The 20,065-nt window shown below is 37.7% G+C and carries 17 protein-coding genes; all 17 read left to right on the top strand.

All coding sequences use genetic code 11. The features are described 5' to 3' along the window. Positions 1–211: 211 nt before the first annotated feature. The 17 genes from ssnA (at position 212) to yedF (ending at position 19,962) form a co-directional block, all read left to right on the top strand. A complete protein-coding gene (gene ssnA / locus ACTCDL_RS03390) occupies positions 212–1,543 on the top strand; it encodes a putative aminohydrolase SsnA (RefSeq protein ID WP_463174023.1) in 1,332 nt (443 codons plus the stop codon). A gap of 21 nt (positions 1,544–1,564) precedes the next feature. Continuing rightward, positions 1,565–2,440, top strand: a complete 876-nt coding sequence (locus ACTCDL_RS03385) for an FAD binding domain-containing protein (protein WP_463174022.1) — start codon at positions 1,565–1,567, stop codon at positions 2,438–2,440. Continuing rightward, entirely contained in the window at positions 2,427–2,909 is a 483-nt protein-coding gene (locus ACTCDL_RS03380) for a (2Fe-2S)-binding protein (RefSeq protein WP_463174020.1), read from the top strand. The genes ACTCDL_RS03385 and ACTCDL_RS03380 overlap by 14 nt, the downstream gene beginning before the upstream one ends. Next, the gene (locus ACTCDL_RS03375) at positions 2,899–5,160 is read left to right on the top strand and encodes a xanthine dehydrogenase family protein molybdopterin-binding subunit (protein ID WP_463174018.1); all 2,262 of its coding nucleotides are present in this window, start codon (positions 2,899–2,901) and stop codon (positions 5,158–5,160) included. Before ACTCDL_RS03380 ends, ACTCDL_RS03375 begins: the two co-directional genes overlap by 11 nt. A 426-nt stretch (positions 5,161–5,586) precedes the next feature. Next, complete coding sequence (ade, locus tag ACTCDL_RS03370; RefSeq protein ID WP_463174016.1) at positions 5,587–7,284, top strand: adenine deaminase; 1,698 nt, start codon at positions 5,587–5,589, stop codon at positions 7,282–7,284. An 11-nt stretch (positions 7,285–7,295) separates the two neighbouring features. Next, positions 7,296–8,057 (top strand): selenium cofactor biosynthesis protein YqeC, encoded by a 762-nt coding sequence (gene yqeC, locus ACTCDL_RS03365; protein WP_463174015.1) that lies wholly within the window; start codon positions 7,296–7,298, stop codon positions 8,055–8,057. Beyond that, positions 8,054–8,668, top strand: a complete 615-nt coding sequence (locus tag ACTCDL_RS03360; RefSeq protein WP_463174013.1) for a nucleotidyltransferase family protein — start codon at positions 8,054–8,056, stop codon at positions 8,666–8,668. Before yqeC ends, ACTCDL_RS03360 begins: the two co-directional genes overlap by 4 nt. Then, on the top strand, positions 8,661–9,452 hold the full coding sequence (gene yqeB, locus ACTCDL_RS03355; protein ID WP_463174011.1) for a selenium-dependent molybdenum cofactor biosynthesis protein YqeB: 792 nt from the start codon (positions 8,661–8,663) through the stop codon (positions 9,450–9,452). The genes ACTCDL_RS03360 and yqeB overlap by 8 nt, the downstream gene beginning before the upstream one ends. An 18-nt stretch (positions 9,453–9,470) precedes the next feature. Beyond that, on the top strand, positions 9,471–10,493 hold the full coding sequence (locus ACTCDL_RS03350) for a molybdopterin-binding protein (RefSeq protein WP_463174009.1): 1,023 nt from the start codon (positions 9,471–9,473) through the stop codon (positions 10,491–10,493). Between the two features lies 1 nt (position 10,494). Beyond that, complete coding sequence (locus ACTCDL_RS03345; RefSeq protein ID WP_463174007.1) at positions 10,495–11,586, top strand: XdhC family protein; 1,092 nt, start codon at positions 10,495–10,497, stop codon at positions 11,584–11,586. A 174-nt stretch (positions 11,587–11,760) separates the two neighbouring features. Next, complete coding sequence (locus ACTCDL_RS03340; RefSeq protein ID WP_463174005.1) at positions 11,761–12,966, top strand: YgeY family selenium metabolism-linked hydrolase; 1,206 nt, start codon at positions 11,761–11,763, stop codon at positions 12,964–12,966. After that, positions 12,950–14,536 (top strand): N-acyl-D-amino-acid deacylase family protein, encoded by a 1,587-nt coding sequence (locus ACTCDL_RS03335; protein ID WP_463174003.1) that lies wholly within the window; start codon positions 12,950–12,952, stop codon positions 14,534–14,536. The genes ACTCDL_RS03340 and ACTCDL_RS03335 overlap by 17 nt, the downstream gene beginning before the upstream one ends. 445 nt (positions 14,537–14,981) lie before the next feature. Next, the gene (dpaL, locus tag ACTCDL_RS03330; protein WP_463174001.1) at positions 14,982–16,202 is read left to right on the top strand and encodes a diaminopropionate ammonia-lyase; all 1,221 of its coding nucleotides are present in this window, start codon (positions 14,982–14,984) and stop codon (positions 16,200–16,202) included. Between the two features lie 351 nt (positions 16,203–16,553). Next, positions 16,554–17,012 carry a C-GCAxxG-C-C family protein gene (locus ACTCDL_RS03325; protein ID WP_463173999.1) on the top strand — a complete coding sequence of 153 codons (459 nt, stop codon included), beginning with the start codon at positions 16,554–16,556 and terminating at the stop codon, positions 17,010–17,012. 198 nt (positions 17,013–17,210) lie between these two features. Continuing rightward, on the top strand, positions 17,211–18,155 hold the full coding sequence (locus ACTCDL_RS03320) for a TDT family transporter (RefSeq protein ID WP_463173997.1): 945 nt from the start codon (positions 17,211–17,213) through the stop codon (positions 18,153–18,155). An 83-nt stretch (positions 18,156–18,238) separates the two neighbouring features. After that, the gene (locus tag ACTCDL_RS03315; RefSeq protein ID WP_463173995.1) at positions 18,239–19,399 is read left to right on the top strand and encodes an aminotransferase class V-fold PLP-dependent enzyme; all 1,161 of its coding nucleotides are present in this window, start codon (positions 18,239–18,241) and stop codon (positions 19,397–19,399) included. After that, on the top strand, positions 19,396–19,962 hold the full coding sequence (gene yedF / locus ACTCDL_RS03310; protein ID WP_463173993.1) for a sulfurtransferase-like selenium metabolism protein YedF: 567 nt from the start codon (positions 19,396–19,398) through the stop codon (positions 19,960–19,962). The genes ACTCDL_RS03315 and yedF overlap by 4 nt, the downstream gene beginning before the upstream one ends. Positions 19,963–20,065 lie beyond the last annotated feature (103 nt).

Genomic DNA, 20,065 nt, shown 5'->3' with positions numbered 1-20,065 from the left:
GAGTTGAATTTCTTTCTAGACTTTTTGGTTACTTTTGTGGCAATGATAAAAGTAACACGGGAAAAAGCTGATAAGCTTTCCCGTAATTGTTTTAATAAATGAAAGTTTTTGACTATGATTATAATTTGATAGCAAGTATTAAAATTCAACTAGTACAACAGGTTAATTTTAAATTATACATTATAAATTCTAAAAAACGGGAGGTGTTCTTTTGAAACTAATTGAGAACGGTCCAATCATTACCTTAAACCAAGATCAGATAATTACTGATGGTGGAGTAGTTATAGCAGGAAAGCTAATTAAAGATATTGGTAAATCTCAAGAACTTAAAGAAAAGTATGGCTCAGAGATTACAGAAGTTATTGATGCTAGTGGAAAGATTGTCTTACCAGGAATGATCAATACTCATATGCATTTATATAGTACCTTTGCTCGAGGGATGGCTTTGGAAGGGGATCCTCCGCAGAACTTTATTGAAATCTTAGAGAAGTTATGGTGGAAACTAGATAAGGCTTTGGATTTGGAGGATGTTTATTATAGTGCTTTATTGGCTAGCATTGAAGCGATTAAAAATGGGACCACTACAATCTTTGACCATCATGCTAGTCCCAATGCTATTGCAGGCTCTTTAGATATGATTGCTAAAGCTGTTAATGAAGTTGGAATTAGAGCAAATTTGGCTTATGAAGTTTCAGACCGTGATGGTAGAGAGGTTAGAGAAGCGGGAATTTTAGAGAATGAACGCTTTATCAGACTCTGTAAGCAACAGCAACATGAGCTGTTAACGGCATCCTTTGGTTTACATGCTTCCTTTACCTTGGAGAATGAGACATTGGAAAAGGTCAGTCGACTGACTAAAGAGTTGGATACAGGGGTTCATATCCATCTCGCCGAGGGATTGGCAGATCAAGAGGATTCGATAAAAAAGTATGATCTAAGAGTAGTTGAACGCTTAGCAGAGTATGGTCTCTGTAATGATAAGATGTTAGCGGCACATGGAGTTCATTTAAGCCCAAAGGAAGTTGAAATCTTGGCTAAAAGTAATGCCAGCTTAATTCATAATCCAGAGTCTAACATGTCAAATGCTGTGGGCTATACACCGATAGTTGAGATGTTAAAGAAAGGGTTGACAGTGGGCTTAGGAACAGATGGCTATACTACCGACAATTTTGAATCGATTAAGGTTGCTAACTTATTCCATAAGCATCAATTGCAGAATCCATCAATCGCAGGAGTAGAGGTGCCTCAGATGGTCTTTGAAAATAATCGTCAGATTGCAGCTAAATATCTTAAGTATCCAGTGGGGAGCTTGAAAGAAGGAAGTTATGCTGATTTGATTATAGTCGATTATCAGCCAACTACCCCGATAACAGAAGAAAATTACTATTATCATCTGTTGTTTGGCATCTCTGGTGGAATGGTAGAGTTGACAATGGTCAATGGTCAAATAGTGATGCAGGATAGAGAGATAGTAGGTGTTGATTTGCAGAAGGTCTATGAAGAAGGTAGGAGTAGAGCTCAAAGGTTATGGTCAAGGCTTTGAGTTGAGAAGGAGATGATTGCGATGGAATATTATAGTCCTAAAAATAGTACCGAACTTTTTAAACTATTAGCAGAAATGGATCAGCCAACTTTTTTGGCTGGAGGTACAGATTTACTGGTTAGATATTATAATAAGCTAGATTTGTTGGAGAAGGTAGTTGACCTTTCTAAGGTTAAAGATTTTGGTGGAATTAAACAAGAAGGTGACCAGATTCATATTGGGGCATTGACGACCCATCAAGAGATAGAAGATTCAGTGATTTTAGAGAAGATTCTTCCTGCTTTGCAAGAGGCAGCAGCAGAGATTGGTTCACCTCAGATTCGACATCGAGGAACTATCGGTGGAAATATTGCCAATGCTTCACCAGCAGCCGATTTGGTACCAGTCTTAACGGCTGTAGATGCTAAAGTCGAATTGAGTGGAGCTGATGTTAAGAGAGTAGTAGGATTAGATGATTTTCTGTTAGGACCAGGTCAGACACTATTAAAGGAGCAGGAAGTACTTACAGATATTTTCTTCTCTGCTCCTCAAAATGATGAGGTAGTTGTCTTCCAAAAGCTTGGTAAAAGAAGAGCATTATCGATCTCAGTGGTCAATTTAGCTTTATTATTAAAGGTTAATCAAGAGAATTCTGAGATTGTTGATATAAAGATATATTTGGGGTCAGTAGGACCTAAGGTACTTAGAGCAAGAAGTGTTGAAGAATCTTTAATAGGAAAGAAGATTAATTTGAAACTTATACTAGAAGGAGCTAAACAAGTAGAGAATGATATCAGTCCCATTGATGATATTCGTTCTACAGGGGAGTATCGTTCTCAAGTAGCTCAAGAGTTGTTTGTTAGAGGTATGAAAGAAGCTTTAGCTAGGTTGGAGGTGGATGTAGATGGGCTTAGTTGATATCGAAGTAAAAGTAAATGGAGAAGAGTTTAAGTTAGAAGTAGCGGCTAATTTGAGGTTGGTTGATTTACTAAGAGATAAGTTAGGGTTGATTGGAACCAAAGAAGGCTGTGGTGAAGGTGAGTGTGGTGCTTGTACTGTGATTATCGATGGAGAGACAGCTAACTCCTGTTTAGTGTTGGCTGCTCAAGTGGATGGTAGAGAGATTACTACTATTGAAGCTTTGGGAAATGAAGATAAGCTTCATCCTCTACAGCAGTCTTTTATTGATAATGGTGCGGTGCAATGTGGGTTTTGTACCCCTGGGATGATCTTATCTGCTAAGAACCTATTGGATCATAATCCACAGCCCAGTGAGGAAGAGATTAAGCGGGGACTTTCAGGAAATATCTGTCGTTGTACAGGATATACCAAGATAATCAAGGCAGTACAGGATGTTGCTCAAGGAGGTGATATTGATGGGAACTAGATCAGTTGGGAAGAAGGTAGCCAAAGTTGATGTGATCGATAAGGTTCTTGGCAAGGCTGTCTTTGCTACAGACTATTATTCTGATGATATGTTATATATCAAAGCTGTTAGGGCTTCCCATCCTCATGCTCTAATTAAAGAGATTGATGTTTCTAAAGCCAAAGAGTTAGAGGGTGTAGAGCTGATAGTAACAGCTAAAGAATTAGCTGAATTGAATAATTTTGGTCTAATAATCAAAGACCAAGAGGTTTTGGTTAGAGAGAAGACCAGAAGTATGGGCGATGTTATCGCCTTGATTGCTGCTAAAAGTGAAGAGTTAGCAAGACAAGCAGAACGATTGATAGAGATTACCTATGAGGAATTAGAAGTAATTGAAGAGCCTTTAAGGGCGATGGAAGACGAGGCTCCATTGATTCACCAAAGTGGAAATATTCTCTGCTCCCATAATCTAAAAAAGGGTGATATCAAACAAGGATTTGCTGAGGCTGATTTGATTATCTCCAATGAATTTAGAACCCAGAGAATTGAGCAACTACCATTACAGACTGAGGCAGGAGTGGCTGAGTATGACCCAGAAACTAAAGTATATACTATCTGGGCTGCTACCCAATGGCTCCATGATACTCAAATTGATGTAGCCCATGCCTTAGGTGTATCGCCAACTAAGATCAACTTAGTGCAGCCTGTAATTGGTGGTGCCTTTGGTAAACGTGAGGATGTCTCTGTTCAGATTCATCTAGCTTTGATGGCTAAGTTGACTGGCAAGAAAGTAAAACAGGTCTATACTAGAGCAGAATCGATGATAGCTCAATCCAAACGCCATCCCATGATTATTAGGATCAAAAGTGGAGTAACCTATACAGGAGAGATTACTGCGTGGGAAGTAGAGGTAATTGGCGATACAGGGGCTTATGCTTCCAGTGGTCCAGCAGTTGTCCATCAGGCATTATATCATTCTACAGGACCCTATAATATCGACAATATAGCAGGTAAAAGCTATACTGTCTATACCAATAATACCTACTCGGGAGCTATGAGAGGTTTTGGAGCAACTCAAGCAGCCTTTGCTTATGAATCACAAATTGATATCTTAGCCAAAGAGATTGGAATGGACCCAGTAGAATTTAGGTTAAAGAATGGCTATCAAAGGGGATCAATTACCCCTAATGGTCAAGAGTTGACCTCTAGTGTAGGTTTAAAGGAAACGATAGAACAGGCTGTAGAGGCTTCAAATTATCAGCAGATTAAGGTAGAGCGAGGTAATAAAAAGCGGGGGGTAGGAATGGCATCTATTATGTTTGGTAATGGTTATGGAGAGGGGTATCCAGATCACTCAACCTGTGAAATTAAGGTGGAAGATGATGGGACTTTGACGATTAAGACTGCCGCTGCTGATGTAGGGCAAGGGGTCTTAACTCTAGTAGCACAGATCATCTCAGAGGTGTTGAACTATCCGATTGAAAGAATGAACTTTCTGCAAGCAAATACTGCCACGATGAAGAATGCTGGTTCTACCTCAGCTACTCGCCAGACCTTATTTACAGGTAATGCTACCAAGAATGCTGCTGAGAATATGCTAGCTCAAATCCATCACCATGCCTTCTTAGAGTTAGGAGCCCATTATCCTTCATTAGAGATCAAAGATGGGAAGATTATGGTTAAAGGTGAAGGTAGAGGTTTAACTTTTGGAGAGGTGGCTAGGCTGGCTAAAGCTAAGGGGCAACCTCTAATAGCTGAAGGAAGCTATTTTCCAAAAACTGATGTCCCTGATAAAGAGACAGGTTTTTCTGCAAAAAACTATCTAGCCTATACCTTTAATACCCAGATTGCTGAGGTAGTAGTCGATACTGAGACTGGTCAGGTAGAGGTAGAGAGAATTGTTGCTGCTGTTGATATCGGTAAAGCAATTCATCCTCAGAATATAGAGGGGCAGAGTGAAGGTGGAACAGCTATGGGTCTAGGGATGGCTCTGATGGAAGATCAGATTATAGAAAAGGGCATTACCAAAAATCCTAATCTAAGCAACTATTTAGTCCCGACTTCTTTAGATATGCCTGAGATTGAGACGATTATCGTAGAGAGCAAAGATGCTGCTGGACCTTATGGAGCAAAAGGAATTGGCGAGCCAGCTATGATTCCTACTGCACCAGCTATTATTAACGCCATTGAAGATGCCATTGGAGTCAGAATCAAAGAGCTACCAGCAACACCAGAGAAAATCTTAAAAGCACTTAAAAGCAGTGAAGAGTAAAGAGTATATTTAAAATTAGGTTTTATAGAAACGTAAGCGAAACTTGAATTATGCTGTAATTAGGTGAGAAGTACTAGAGTTATAATTTAATAAAATATTTAGTCTATAAGTATAGCGTGTTTCGTTGGGAAAGTAAGCGGTATGCATAGGGGGAAGATTTGTCTATTAGACAACTGCTATATTAATTTAATTGCTCAAGTTTTGGTTATAAGTAATAGCGTTTTCCCCGCACTTAAAATGATTTTTTGGTTACTTTTTTATCTATGGAAAAAAGGTAACTCGCCGTTAGGCGAAACCTAACTTTGATTAAGTGGAGCTAGAGCTTTTGATAAAAAATAAAAAAATATTTATTGAAAGATAAAAAGTGAGTGTTGCAGTATATGCTTATAAATTGCAAATTTAAGCAAGAAAGGAGGAGCGAAACTCATGAAACATTTGTTAAAGCAAGCTAGAGGAGAAACCCCAGTCGATTTACTCTTTAAGAATGGCAAGATAGTAGATGTTTTTAATGGTGAATTGGTAGAGGAAAGTCTAGCTGTCAGTGATGGAGTTATTATCGGTTATGGTGACTATCAGGCTCAAGAGGAGATAGATTTAGCAGGAAGGATCTTGGCTCCTGGCTTTGTAGATGGACATTTTCATCTTGAAAGCAGTATGGTTGGGGTGCAAGAATTTGCTAAACAGGTAATTGCTTTGGGAACTACTACTGTCTTTGCTGATCCCCATGAGATTGCCAATGTCTCAGGAAGGGCTGGGATAGAGTATATTTTAAAGGAGGCTCAAAATCTTCCTTGGAACTTTAATTTAATGTTACCTTCGGCAGTACCTGCTACCAGTTTTGAAAGCTCAGGTGCTAAACTAGGTGTAGATAAATTAGCTCCCCTATTAAAGTATCAAGAGGTCTTTGGTCTTGGTGAAGTGATGAATTATTCAGGGGTCATCAAAGGCGAAGAGGATATTTGGGATAAGGTTGAGCTGATGGAGGGTAGATTTAAGGATGGTCATGCTCCAAATCTCAGTGGTAAAGAGCTAAACGCTTATCTTTTAGCAGGGATTAAAGCAGACCATGAATGTACTACAGCTAAAGAGGCTTTAGAGAAGATAAGAGCTGGAATGTATGTGATGATTCGAGAAGGTTCTATGACCAAGGACTTATTGAGCTTAATCGGAGGGGTCAATGCTAGAAATTCTAGGAGATTCCTATTTGCTACCGATGACCGTCATCCCGATGACTTAATAACAGAGGGGCATATTAACTTCTTGATGAAAAAGGCTACTCAGGCAGGATTAGATCCGATTGAAGCTCTTCGTTTAGGGACGATTAATTCTACAGAGGCTTTAGGTATTGCTAAACTAGGAGCAATTGCACCAGGTTATCAAGGTGATTTAGTAGTTATTGATAACTTTGATAGTTGGAAGGTTGAGATGGTCTTTAAAGATGGCAAGCTGGTAGCTAAAGGAGGGGAAGCTCTATTTGAGATAGATTCTATTGGCTATCAAGATCAAATCTTTAAGTCGGTCAATCTAGGAGATTTGAGTCAGAGAGATTTTATGTTACCCAAAGGTAGAAGATTTAGAGTTATGGAGCTAGAGCAAGAGCAGATTATTACCAAAGAAGCAATTGTAACTTTAAAGAATGGTGATAGCCAAGAGTTAATCGATCATGATTTGGTTAAATTAGCGGTGGTAGAACGCCATCATGGTACAGGGAGTCTTGGTTTAGGTCTTTTAAAGAATTTTGGTTTAAAAGAAGGTGCAATTGCCACTTCTATTGCCCATGATTCCCATAATATTATAGTAGCAGGATTAGAGAGTGAAGAGATGCTAGTGGCAGTCAAGTGTTTAGAAGAGTTACAAGGTGGGATTGTGATTGTTAAGGATAATAAGGTTTTAATGGAGTTGGCTCTGCCAATTGCTGGCTTGATGTCAGACCAGCCTTTAGTGGAGGTAGCATATAGGTTGCAAGAGATGAAAGAGAAAGCTAGGCACTTAGGGGTCAAAGCAACTGATCCTTTTATGTCATTGTCTTTTATGGCCTTGGCTGTAATTCCTGAATTGAAGCTGACCGATCAAGGATTGATAGATGTTAAGGAGTTTAAACAGGTATCTTTAGTGGTAGATTAGGAGGGGTAAAGATGAGGTTAGAGAATGTGCTGGAATTAGAGTCTGAAAGGATAATCTCTTTAGTAGGTGGTGGTGGGAAGAGTAGTATTATGTATTATCTAGCTGATCAGTTAAATAAGCAGGGAAATATCTTGGTTACTACAACCACCAAAATATACCTGCCAGAATTAGATAAGATTGATGCTTTGATTATGGCTACTACTTTAGAGCAGTTATTAGAAGAGCTTAAAACTGCTTTAAAACGGGAAGAGAAGCAAGTGATTGTGATCGGTAATGATGTAGATGATGGCAAGTTAATTGGAGTGCCCTCAGAGTGGGTAGAGGTACTTGCTGATGAGTTTGAGGGGATCAAACATATTTTAGTAGAGGCCGATGGTGCTAGAAGGCGTCCTTTCAAATTACCAAGAACAGATGAACCGGTAATTCCAATTAATACTACCAAGGTGCTGTTGGTAGTTGGTGCTTCGGTAATTGGCAAGGAGTTTAATAACGACTCTATCTATCGAGCCGAGCTTGCCAAGGGAGTTTTTGAGCAAGAAGCTATTGGTCAGGTTAGCCCTGAAATTATTGCAGATATAATCTGTAGAGAAGAATGCTATGGGAAGTTGAAGAATAATTCCTATCAAGTTATTCCTATCATTAATCAAGTTGATGATAAGATAGTCTATAATCAAGCCTGCTCTTTAGCCAAAATTCTGCGAGAAGAGAGCTTTGAAAAGGTACTGTTAACTTCATTGGAATTATTTAATCCTTTGGTAGAGGTCTTTGAATGATAGCTGCAATTGTCTTAGCAGCAGGATTATCAAGTAGATTGGGCTATCCCAAACAGCTATTAAACTTAGGGGAGCAATTTGCTAATAAAAGGCTAATAGAAGTGGTAGTAGATCAGGTTTTAGCTTCTGAGGTTGAGCAAGTTTTAGTTGTATTAGGTCATCAGGCTCAGCAGATAAGAGAATTGCTACAAGATAAGGAACTGAATCTAATCTTTAATAGTGACTATCGAGCAGGATTGAGTAGCTCTGTCAAGGCTGGGGTTGAAGCTATTAAAGAGGAAGAAACTTTAGAGGGGATTTTATTCTTACCAGGAGATTTACCTTATATTAATACTGTAATTATAAATAAATTATTAAAAGTCTTTCTGGAAGAAAAACCTCTAATCTTGGTACCAGAATATAAAGGGTGCAGAGGAAACCCGACTATCTTTAATGTTGACTTGTTAGATGAATTAAGTAGAGTTAGTGGAGATAAAGGGGGTAGAGAATTGATTGCTAAGTATGATAGTCAAGTTGAAATAGTAAAAGTAGATTCCCCTGCAATCCATTTTGATATAGATAGAGCAGAGGATTATCAGAGGTTATTGAAAGAAGGGATGAACTATGATTAAAGATAAATTGATTTTAATTAGAGGAGCAGGTGATTTAGCTACTGGTGTAGCTTATAGGTTATATAAGTCAGGATTTAAGATAGTTATGGCTGAAGTTGAGAAACCTCTAACTGTTCGCAGAACCGTTGCTTTCTCAGAAGCGATTTATCAAGGTTACTGTGAGGTGGAAGGGATTAAGGCTTATAGAGCAGAGGGGCTGCAAGAGGTTAAAGATATTTTAGCAGAAGGAAATATCCCAGTAATTATCGATCCTCAAGCTGAGATTAAAGATAAGATGGACTTTAGTGTATTAATAGATGCTATTATTGCTAAACGTAATTTAGGAACTGCTATCGATGATGCAGAGGTTGTGATTGCTTTAGGACCAGGCTTTGAGGCGGGGGTAGATGTAGATGCTGTAATTGAGACCAATCGAGGTCATTTTCTAGGTCGAGTGATTAGAGCAGGAAGAGCTCAAGAGAATACTGGTCTGCCTGGGATGATTGCTGGTTACTCTAGAGAGCGAGTCTTGAAGGCTCCTATAATAGGAAGATTCACTTCACGGTATAGTATAGGTGATATGATTGAAGCCGGTGGGGTCTTTGGCTATATAGATCAACAGCCAATTAAGGCAGAAATCTCAGGGGTGATTAGAGGGATTTTAAGAAGTGATATAATGGTTAAAATTGGAACGAAGTTAGGGGATATAGATCCTAGAGGTGAAATCAAGCATAGTACTACTATTTCAGACAAGGCTTTGGCAATAGGAGGGGGAGTTTTAGAAGCAATCCTCTCTTTAAGCTAAGAAAGGAGAGGTGATGATATGGAAAAGGTTAAAGTAGAAGATGCAGTTGGAATGATTTTAGGGCATGATATGACTCAAGTTATCCCTGGAGAGTTTAAGGGGGTTAGATTCAAGAAAGGTCATTTGATTCAAAAGGAAGATATTCCTGTGCTTAAGAGTATGGGCAAGGATCACATCTATCTAATGGAGCTAGGCGATGGTGAATGCCATGAAGAAGAGGCAGCTAATAGAATTGCTCAAGCTATAGCTGGTCAAGGAGTGACTTATACTCAAGCTAGTGAGGGAAAGGTTAGTTTGAAGGCTGAGTATGGTGGATTATTAAAGGTTAATGTGGATTTATTATATCAATTAAATAATATTGAAGATGTGACTATTGCCACCTTACACAATAATACAGTAGTAAAACCTGAACAGAAGCTAGCAGGGACTCGGATAATCCCGCTTAAGACTGCCAAAGAGAATATCGAAGAAGTTGAAAAACTAAGTAGAGAAAAGGAGCTATTGATTTTAAAGCCTTTTATCAAAAAGAGAATAGGGGTTATTATCACTGGTAATGAGGTTTATTATGGTAGGATCGAGGATAAATTTGCTCCTGTCTTTAAGTCAAAAGCAGCAGAGTATAATCTGCCAATTGAAGAGGTGATTTATGCTCCAGATGATCCCCAGAAGATAGCAGAGGCTATCAATAAGTTAGTAGATAGTGGTGTTGAGTTAATTTTGACTGGTGGAGGGATGTCGGTAGATGCTGACGATGTTACTCCAACTGGCATTAAAGCAAGTGGAGCTAGAATTGAAAGCTATGGTGCTCCAGTCTTACCAGGCTCGATGTTTATGGTAGCTTATTTAGGAGAGGTAGCTATTTTAGGGACTCCAGCCTGTGCCATGTTCAACAAAAGAACTATTTTTGATTTGATCTTACCAAGAGTGTTAGCTGGTGAGCAGGTCAGTAGAGAGGATATTATTGCTTTGGGTCATGGAGGCTTATGCCACTCTTGTCAAAATTGTAATTATCCTATCTGCCCTTTAGGAAAGGGGGTCTAAGATGAAGGAATTATTTACTAAGTTAAGTGAACTGCTTAGAGCTAGAAAGAGGTTATTACTAATGACTATAGTTGAGAGTGATTTGCAAGCTCTGGCTGAGTTTAAAGGTGGAAAACTATTGATTGGAGAGAATAATCATTATAGCACTATAGATCAGCAGAGTTTGACTGAAGCTCTTCTAGAGCAGGAGAAGAAGTATCGGCTTGAAGATAGTATTGAATTGGTTGAATTTACAGTTGGAGAGGAGAAGGTCGAGGTCTTATTAGAGGACTATCTACCTTCGACAAGGCTGATTATCTTAGGTGGTGGTCATATAGCCCATGCTCTAGCTAAGGTTAGTGAAGGTCTAAATTTAGAGTTGCTAGTCATCGATGATAGACCTTATTTTGCTAATCAAGAACGTTTCCCTCAAGCTAAAAAGGTAATCTGTAATGACTTTATAACTGCTTTAGAAGCTTTAAATTTACATTCAGAGGACTTTGTAGTGATTGCTACTAGAGGACATAGGCATGATTTGGAATGTTTAAAGTTTGTATTAGCCAAGCAGACTGCTTATGTAGGGATGATTGGTAGTAAGCGGAGAGTTAAGAAGATTTTTGCTCATTTGCTTGAAGAAGGTTTTTCTCAAGAAAGATTAGAACAAGTTTATACTCCTGTTGGTTTAGATATAGGAGCTCAGACCCCTTGGGAGATAGCTATCAGTATTCTGGCTGAGATCATTCAAGTCTATCGGACAAAAGTAGAGGTAGCAGTAGATCAAGATGTTAGTCTAGATATTTTGGAAAAAATTATTGAAGAGTTGGGTAAGGGAGATAACTCTTATGGAATGGCTTTAGTAACTATAGCTCAGACCAAGGGCTCTACTCCAAGAAAGGCAGGTGCTAAGATGTTAATCTTGGCTGATGGAAGGTCTTTTGGAACTATTGGTGGTGGTTGTAGTGAAGCTGAGGTCAAGCAAAAAGCAGTAGATATGATTAAAAATGAAAGAGAAAAAACTTTGCTTTATAGGGTTGATATGACTGCAGAGCTTGCTGCTGATGAAGGAATGGTCTGTGGTGGTGTGATGGATGTGATTGTTGAGGTGATTGGATAAATATAAATTAAATTTATATGGATATATTATGATAATTTTAGGAATCAGGAGTCAGGAACCAGTTATCAGTAAAACAGACTGATTCCATATTCCCGATTCCTGACACCAAAGTGTCTGAATATCATCATATTATCTTAATAATAAATAATTACTTTAAAAAAGGGGAGAAGTATTATGGGTCAAAAACTTAATATTGATAATTTAATTAAAAAGTGTCAGCGATTTATCTCTTTCCCAGGGGAGTCTGGTCAAGAAAAGGAGGCTGCTAGCTACTTAAAAGAGGTAGTGGAGGAGTTGGGCTTTGATCGGGTCTGGATAGATGATTGGGGCAATACTATTGGAGTGATTGAGGGTCAAGGAACAGAGAAGATACTATTACAAGGTCATATGGATACAGTGGGTGTAGAGAATCAAGAGCTGTGGAGTGTTAATCCTTATGGTGGTGTTATCAAAGATGGCAAATTATATGGGCGAGGAACTTCTGATATGAGAACAGCAATCATGACAATGGCTTTTGCTGCAGCTAGCTTTATTCCTTATAAAGAAGAGTTACAAGGAGATATAATTGTAGCAGGCACTGTCCATGAGGAGATCTTTGAAGGGGTAGCTCAAGGAAAGATACTTGATCAAGTCGATCCTGATTTGGTGATTATTGGAGAGGCGACCAATTTAAATTTAGCTATTGGTCAACGGGGTCGAGCTGAAATTCAAGTAACTACTTATGGTAAGAGTGCCCATTCTGCTAACCCTCAAGAAGGGATTAATGCTGTTAAGCAGATGATGAAGTTTTTGGCAGAGGTTGAGCAGCTAGAGCTACCTGTTGATGATTTTTTAGGTGAGGCTATCTTGGAGCTGACTGATATTCATTCTAGACCCTATCCTGGTAGATCGGTAGTTCCTGAAGAGTGTCTAGCTACCTTTGATCGGAGGTTATTGGTTGGTGAGAGTGAAGAGAGTGTCTTGGCTCCTTTAGAAGAGATTATCGATAATCTAAGTAAAAGAGATAAGACCTTTAAGGCTGAAATCAAGTTGGTAGAGGCAGAGGTTGATTGTTATACTGGTAATACATTAGCTAGCAAGAGATTCTTCCCTGCTTGGAAGTATAGTCAAGAGGACTCTTTTGTTAAAAAGGCTTATCAGGCTTTGCAGAACTCTGGTTTAAAGAGTCAGATCTCTCATTACTCCTTCTGTACTGATGGTAGTCAGAGTGCAGGGGTACGCCAGATTCCTACTATTGGTTTTGGTCCATCAATAGAGAAGTTAGCTCATGTGGTCGATGAGTATGTGGAACTAACAGAGCTAGAAGGGGCTTATAGAGGATATGTTGCTATTTTGAAAAAGTTTTTAGCAGAGGATAGTAATTATGAAGACCTTAATTAAGAATGGAATTATCGTTGATGGGACAAAAGCTAAGGGTTTTAAAGGAGATTTAGCCATCGAGGAAGATTTAATAGTGGGAATTGGTCAATTTATTGAGGAAGAATTTGATCAGGTAATAGATGCTCAGGAGAAGGTAGTTTCACCAGGATTTATCGATACCCATAGCCATTCTGATTTAGAGATTTTAATCAATCCTTATCTAGAGTCTAAGATTAGGCAAGGAATCACTACTGAGGTCTTAGGTCAAGATGGTATTTCAATGGCTCCTCTTCCCTTAGATTATGTCAGCCCATGGCGTAAGAATTTGGCTGGACTTGATGGTGATAGTGATGAGCTTAGTTGGGATTGGCAGACGACTGATGGTTATTTGCAGTTATTAGAGGGTACAGAGCTAGCTACTAATCTGGCTTATTTAGTCCCCCATGGGAATATACGGATGGAGGCTATGGGCTTAGAAAATTGTCAGCCTGATGCTGAGCAAATAGAGAGAATGAAAGAGGTTACTCGAAGAGCTTTAGAGGCTGGGGTGGCAGGATTATCAACAGGATTGATCTATATGCCTTGTGCCTATGGAAGACAACAGGAGTTAATTGAGCTTTGTAAGGTAGTAGCAGAGTATGATAGACCATTAGTGATTCATCAAAGAAGTGAAGCTGATGATATCTTAAATTCGATGGCAGAAGTAATTAAGATAGGTGAAGAGAGTGGAGTTAAGATACATTTCTCTCATTTTAAGGTCTGTGGTAAGAAGAATTGGGATAAGATTCCCCAAGTAGAGAAGTTCTTGGAAGAAGCTCAAGCTAAGGGGCTAAAAGTATCCTTTGACCAATATCCCTATGCAGCAGGCAGTACCATGTTAGGAGTAACCTTACCACCTTGGGTACATGATGGTGGAACAGATAAGTTATTAGAGAGGTTAGAGGATGAAGAATTAAGGGAGCAGATGATTGCAGATATTGAGTCAGGGATACCTGGCTGGGATAACTTCATTGATTTTGCTGGCTTTGAGAATATCTATATTACCAGTGTTAAAACAGAGCAGAACAGAGATTGTATCGGTAAGAATCTAATTGAGATAGCTCAACTAAAGGGAAAAGATCCTTACCATGCCCTCTTTGATCTTCTTTATGAAGAGGAAAATGCAGTAGGGATGTATGACTATTATGGTCGGGAAGAGGATATTATTAGATTTATGAAAAGGCCTGAGCAGAACTTCTGCACCGATGGTTTATTGGGTGGTAGACCCCATCCTAGGGTCTATGGTTCTTTTCCTAAGGTCTTAGGTAAGTATGTCAGGGAAGAAGGAGTTTTGACTTTAGAGGAGGCTATCTATAAGATGACTGCTAAGGCAGCAGAAGCCTTTGGATTTGATGATCGCGGGACTTTGGAAGTGGGCAAGAAGGCTGATCTGCTTATTTTCAATCCAGCAACAGTCTCAGATAAAGCTACCTTTATTGATCCTATTCAATATTCTAAAGGGATTGAACTGGTAATGGTCAATGGAGAGCTGATTTTACAAAATGGTCAGAAGACCAATAATCGACCAGGAGCGGTCATTAGATTAAAATAATATTTTATGTTCCATATAATAGAAGGATATTATGACAGTTTTCTAATTAAAAATTAAGAGTTAAAAGTTAAAAATTTAAAGATTTTAGATCGAAAAAAATTATTGTTTGAACGAAGCAAGTATTCTCAACAAATAACAATAATAGACTAGTTTTTGAAGTAGAAGTACAGTATTTGTTAATCTAAAAAGATTTTGATTGCGTAGTAAGTTTAATTTTTTTCTAGACCTTTTGGTTACTTTTAGGGCAATGCTAAAAGTAACACGGGAAAAAGCTGATAAGCTTTCCCGTAACTTTTTTTAATTAGATTAATGAGAAAATTACTTACTTTGTAAAGTAAAAGTATTGCATAATATTCATAAAAATATATTAAAATTTGAATTGATTGGTGAGAGTAGTAGCAAAAAGTCATTATATTAGAATAAGTCCAGAAGAAATGAGGGATAGATGATGTCAAAAAATAATATTAAAATAACTTATAATCAAGATAATAATAGTACAGGTAAGGTCAGTGTAGATTCTTTTTCTAAGGAGGTAATTAAGGAGGTTAGAGAATTCCACCAGAGTTTCTCTCAATATGAGGTTACTCCTTTACATACCTTGAGTAATTTAGCAGAGGAGTTAAAGCTAGATAAGATCTGGGTTAAAGATGAGTCCTATCGTTTTGGCTTAAATGCCTTTAAGGTCTTAGGAGGCTCTTATGCTATCATTAAATATTTGAGTCAAAAATTAGAGATGGATATTAATGAGTTGAGCTTTGATAAGTTGAAATCTAAAGAGATTAAAGATAAGCTTGGTGAGATTACCTTTGTGACAGCAACCGATGGTAATCATGGTCGAGGTGTAGCTTGGGCAGCCAATCAACTAGATCAGAAGGCTGTAATCTTTATGCCTAAAGGGTCTGCTAAGATGAGGCTGGAGAATATCAGAAAAGAAGGTGCTGAGGCTACGATAACTGAGTGTAATTATGATGATACTGTGAGAATAGCCCAAGAATATGCCAAGGAGAATAATGGGGTGATCGTTCAAGATACAGCCTGGGAAGGCTATGAAGATATCCCTTTATGGATTATGCAAGGATATATTACTGTTATTAGTGAGGTTTTAGAGCAGTTAGCAACAGAAAAACCAACTCATATTATTCTACAGGCTGGAGTAGGTGCCTTTGCTGGAGCTATTTTGGCAGCTTTAGTATCTATTTATGGTGAAGATTGCCCTTATACTATCATTGTTGAGCCTGATAAAGCCGACTGTATCTACCAATCAGCTCTAGCTCAAGATGGTCAGGCCCATAATGTAACAGGTGAGCTTGATACTATTATGGCTGGATTAGCTTGTGGTGAGCCAAATCCAATAGCTTGGGAAATTTTAAGGGATTATGCTGATGCTTATCTATCCTGTCCAGATTATATAGCAGCCCTAGGAATGAGAATTGTAGCTAATCCTCTAGAAGATGACCCAAGAATAATCGCAGGAGAGTCAGCAGCAGTAGGTATTGGTCTGTTGCAGATCTTATTAGAGGATAAAGCTTATGAGGATACAGTAGAAGCTCTAAAGTTAGCTCAAGACTCTAAAGTCTTAATCATCAGTACTGAAGGGGATACTGATCCAGTGGGCTATAGAGATATCATCTGGAAAGGAAAGTACCCTCTACCAGAATTCTCTTAAAGATATTTAGACCAAGTTTGAGTTTAAGTATAAGTAACACTAAAACAATGTTTTTGTGGTTTACTCAATTTTTAACTTAGCCTTAGTTGAAAAATGTTGCATTATCTATAATCTCAATCTTTATGCGGGTGCAAGATATATTTTTATATTTAGATATCAATAAAGTGGCTATGTAGCCACTTTATTGATATAATGAGACTATTGTTATGCTTATTGAGTTTGAGTATAAGTAGAGTATAAACCCATGTTTTATGGTTTACTCAGATTTAACCTTTTACTTATTTATTGTATTAATTTCTATGTCAGAACAAAATCTAAATTCATTAAAACTATGAGAGGAGAATGTAAACTATGGAACAAGAACAAACTAATTTAATTGAAGGTGCCCGTCAACAAGCGGAAGGATACTTTAGGAGGGGAGAGTATTATTGCTCTGAGGCGGTCTTGACTACTATCAACCAATTATTGGGAGAAGAATTGCCAGCAGAGATTGTGAAGTTGGCTTCGGGATTTCCAGTTGGAATCGGTAAATCAAAATGTTTATGTGGAGCGATTAGTGGGGGAATAATGGCTTTAGGACTAAAGTATGGGAGAGTAGAGCCTGGAGCTGAGATGCCAGCTAACTCTTTTCTTAGAAGTGCAGGGTTACATGATTATATCAAGGATGAGTATGGTTCTACCTGTTGTCGTGTAATTACGGCCAAGTTTGAAGATTTTGCTAGTCCTAAGCGAGTTGAACATTGTATAAGAATTACAGGAGAGGTTGCTGCTTGGGTAATGGAGAAATTTATTGAAGATGGAGTTGTATAGTTATTTGCTTTTAGAATGTAATCTAAATGTTTCTTTATATGATGAAAAAGCGACACTTTCGTGTCAGGAATCGGGAATCTGGAATCAGTCTATTTTACTGATAACCGGTTCCTGACTCCTGATTCCTAAAAGTATCTCAATATACCCATAGGGTTTAACTTTAGGGTTGTTTATTTATAAATAGGAGGTAGAATATAGATGACAGCAATTTTAAAACAGATACCAGTTCCAATAGCAGGTTTGATGCTTGGTTTAGCTGGGCTAGGTAATCTTATTCAAGGTTATGGTAGTCAATATCGTTATTTAGCTGGAATCTTAGCTGTATTGATAGGAGTATTATTAATAGCTAGTTTTTTTGCTAATAAAGAGGGATTTTTAGCTCAATTTGAGAATTCGATTGTGGCTAGTGTTTTCCCAACTTTTTCGATGGCAATTATAATTTTAGCTACATATCTAGTTCCTTTTTCTTATCAAGTTGCTTTATCTTGTTGGTACATAGGAATTATTCTTCACATTCTGCTAGCTGGTTTATTTACTAGAAAATTTATCTTTAATTTTAATATTAAGCAGGTCTTTCCTAGTTATTTTATTGTTTATGTAGGTATAGTGGTGGCAAGTGTAACTGCTCCTGTCTTTAATCAATTGCTACTTGGTAAGATAATTTTTTGGTTTGGTTTTGTATCATATTTGGTTTTATTGCCGATAGTTATTTATCGAGTTTTAGTCATTAAAGGGATTAAGAAGCCTGCTTTACCTACTATCTCTATCTTTACAGCTCCAGCTGGTTTATGTTTGGCTGGCTATATGAGTGTATTTAATAATAAAAATATAATGATGTTAGGGTTTTTAAGTATATTAACCTTAGTAATGGTAACTATTGTTACATTTTATTTATCTAAGATGATTTCAAAGAACTTTTATCCTAGTTTTTCTGCTTTTACTTTTCCTTTTGTAATTACTGCTATCGGGCTGAAGATGGCTTCGGTTTTTTTACAGAAAAATTTTCAAAACCTGTTACTGTATTATCCAGCATTAATAGTGGAAGTTTTAGCAACTGTTTTAGTTATTTTTGTTCTAATCAAGTACTTTGCTTATCTTATTCAAGTTAGCAAACAAGAAGATTATCAACAGCAAAAGGCTTAAAGGAAGATTAGTTAAATATGAGGATATTAGTTATGAGTTCTTTGTAAGGTAATGATAGATTAATTTTTAAGGAGTAGGATATTATGATCTATGTCAATAATGCTGCCACAACTTGGCCTAAGCCAGAAGGGGTGTATCAGCAGATCAATTCTTGTATGAGGGATTTTGCTTATAATCCTGGTAGGTCTGGTGGAGTTGGAATATCTAGAATTGAAAGAGAGATATTTAATGTTAGAACTAAGGTTGCTAAGCTGATTAATGCTGCTAATTCTTCTAGAGTTATCTTTACCTCTGGAGCTACAGAGGCATTGAACCTAGCGATAAAAGGTACTTTACAGCAAGGAGATCATGTGATTACTACAGAGCTTGAACATAATTCGGTGCTTCGTCCCTTAAGAAAGCTAGAAGAAAGTAAGCTAATTGAATTGAGTATTATTCCAATTGATCAAAAAGGTAGATTTAATTTAAAACAGTTAGAGGAAGAAATTCAAGAGAATACTACTTTGATAGTAACTACCCATGCTTCTAATGTGCTTGGAAGTATCGTCGATATCAAAAGAATTGGAGAGTTAGCTCATAATAGAGGGATTACTTATCTAGTTGATGCAGCACAGACAGCAGGTGTAGTTGAGATCGATGTTGAGAAGATGAAGATAGACCTCTTATCTTTAGCAGGGCATAAATCTTTATATGGACCTACAGGAATAGGAGCCTTATATATTAATGAAGGAATTGAACTGGACACAATAATAGAAGGGGGAACAGGAAGTGACTCCTTAGCAACTTATCAGCCGACAATCTTACCAGACCGCTATGAAGCGGGTACCCTCAATACTATGGGGATTGTTGGTTTAGGGGCAGGGGTTGACTTTGTTCTAGAGACTGGAATTGCTCAGATTAGAGCAGAAGAGCTAAGGTTGACTAAGAGGCTGATAGCAGGTTTAAAGAAGATAGATGATGTTATAATCTATGGTGATCTAGAAATTGCAGATAGAGTGGCTGTTGTAGGATTTAACTTAAAAGAAATAGCAGCAGCTGATTTAGGATATATCTTAGAGAATCAGTTTGATATCTCAGTTAGAGCAGGCTTGCATTGTGCCCCTTTACTCCACCAAGCCTTAAATACTAAAGATATCGGGATGGTTAGAGTCAGTTTTTCCTATTTCAATACAGAAGAAGAGGTAGATATTATCTTAGAGGCTTTATCTAAAATAGCTAATAATAAGGAGGAGTTTGGTTTATGAAAGAACTTGATGTACGAGGAATGATCTGTCCAAAGCCAGTTATTGAGACTAAAAAGGCTTTAGAGAAAAGTGATAAATTATTGGTGTTGTTAGATGATCAGGTGGCTAAGGATAATGTAATGAAGTTGGCTAAAAAGTTAAATTGCCAAGTTACTTTATTAGAAGATGGCAATGAATATCAGTTAACCATTAAAAAGACTGATGTGATTGTTGAAAAGGAAGATTTAAGTGAAGGAAAGGTCTATTTTATCAGTACTGATACTTTGGGTAATGGCGAAGAAGAGCTTGGTTATGCCTTGATGAAAGGTTTTATTAGCACCTTATTAGAAATAAATCCATTGCCAGCTAAGATTATCTTTATCAACTCAGGGGTTAAGATTCCTACATTAAATCAGCAGGCTCAAGAGCATTTACAACAGTTAGTAGAGCAAGGAGTAGAGGTTGTATCCTGTGGAGCTTGCTTGAATTATTATAAACTAACTGAAAAATTAGAGGTAGGAAGTATTACTAATATGTATGAGATAGTTGAGAGCTTAAATACAGGTGAGGTAGTGTCGTTATAGAATGATATCATACGCGTTAACTTAAGCCGAATTTTGACAATTAGTCAATGGAATAGTATATTCCATCAATCTGTCTAAAGTTGTTTTTCGCTTACGTTTCTCA

The sequence above is a fragment of the Orenia sp. genome (genome assembly GCF_055140805.1).
The sequence above is the reverse complement of the archived record's forward strand: the minus strand, read 5'-3'. Positions and strand labels throughout refer to the sequence as shown.

Excerpts from the sequence above, each read along its gene's own strand:
- ACTCDL_RS03360 (WP_463174013.1), top strand. The coding sequence starts at position 8,054 with ATGATAGCTGCAATTGTCTTAGCAGCAGGATTATCAAGTAGATTGGGC.
- yedF (WP_463173993.1), top strand. The coding sequence starts at position 19,396 with ATGAAAGAACTTGATGTACGAGGAATGATCTGTCCAAAGCCAGTTATT.
- ACTCDL_RS03350 (WP_463174009.1), top strand. The coding sequence starts at position 9,471 with ATGGAAAAGGTTAAAGTAGAAGATGCAGTTGGAATGATTTTAGGGCAT.
- dpaL (WP_463174001.1), top strand. The coding sequence starts at position 14,982 with ATGATGTCAAAAAATAATATTAAAATAACTTATAATCAAGATAATAAT.
- ACTCDL_RS03375 (WP_463174018.1), top strand. The coding sequence starts at position 2,899 with ATGGGAACTAGATCAGTTGGGAAGAAGGTAGCCAAAGTTGATGTGATC.
- ACTCDL_RS03380 (WP_463174020.1), top strand. The coding sequence starts at position 2,427 with ATGGGCTTAGTTGATATCGAAGTAAAAGTAAATGGAGAAGAGTTTAAG.
- ACTCDL_RS03385 (WP_463174022.1), top strand. The coding sequence starts at position 1,565 with ATGGAATATTATAGTCCTAAAAATAGTACCGAACTTTTTAAACTATTA.
- ACTCDL_RS03315 (WP_463173995.1), top strand. The coding sequence starts at position 18,239 with ATGATCTATGTCAATAATGCTGCCACAACTTGGCCTAAGCCAGAAGGG.
- yqeC (WP_463174015.1), top strand. The coding sequence starts at position 7,296 with ATGAGGTTAGAGAATGTGCTGGAATTAGAGTCTGAAAGGATAATCTCT.
- ACTCDL_RS03335 (WP_463174003.1), top strand. The coding sequence starts at position 12,950 with ATGAAGACCTTAATTAAGAATGGAATTATCGTTGATGGGACAAAAGCT.
- ade (WP_463174016.1), top strand. The coding sequence starts at position 5,587 with ATGAAACATTTGTTAAAGCAAGCTAGAGGAGAAACCCCAGTCGATTTA.
- yqeB (WP_463174011.1), top strand. The coding sequence starts at position 8,661 with ATGATTAAAGATAAATTGATTTTAATTAGAGGAGCAGGTGATTTAGCT.
- ACTCDL_RS03325 (WP_463173999.1), top strand. The coding sequence starts at position 16,554 with ATGGAACAAGAACAAACTAATTTAATTGAAGGTGCCCGTCAACAAGCG.
- ACTCDL_RS03345 (WP_463174007.1), top strand. The coding sequence starts at position 10,495 with ATGAAGGAATTATTTACTAAGTTAAGTGAACTGCTTAGAGCTAGAAAG.
- ACTCDL_RS03320 (WP_463173997.1), top strand. The coding sequence starts at position 17,211 with ATGACAGCAATTTTAAAACAGATACCAGTTCCAATAGCAGGTTTGATG.
- ACTCDL_RS03340 (WP_463174005.1), top strand. The coding sequence starts at position 11,761 with ATGGGTCAAAAACTTAATATTGATAATTTAATTAAAAAGTGTCAGCGA.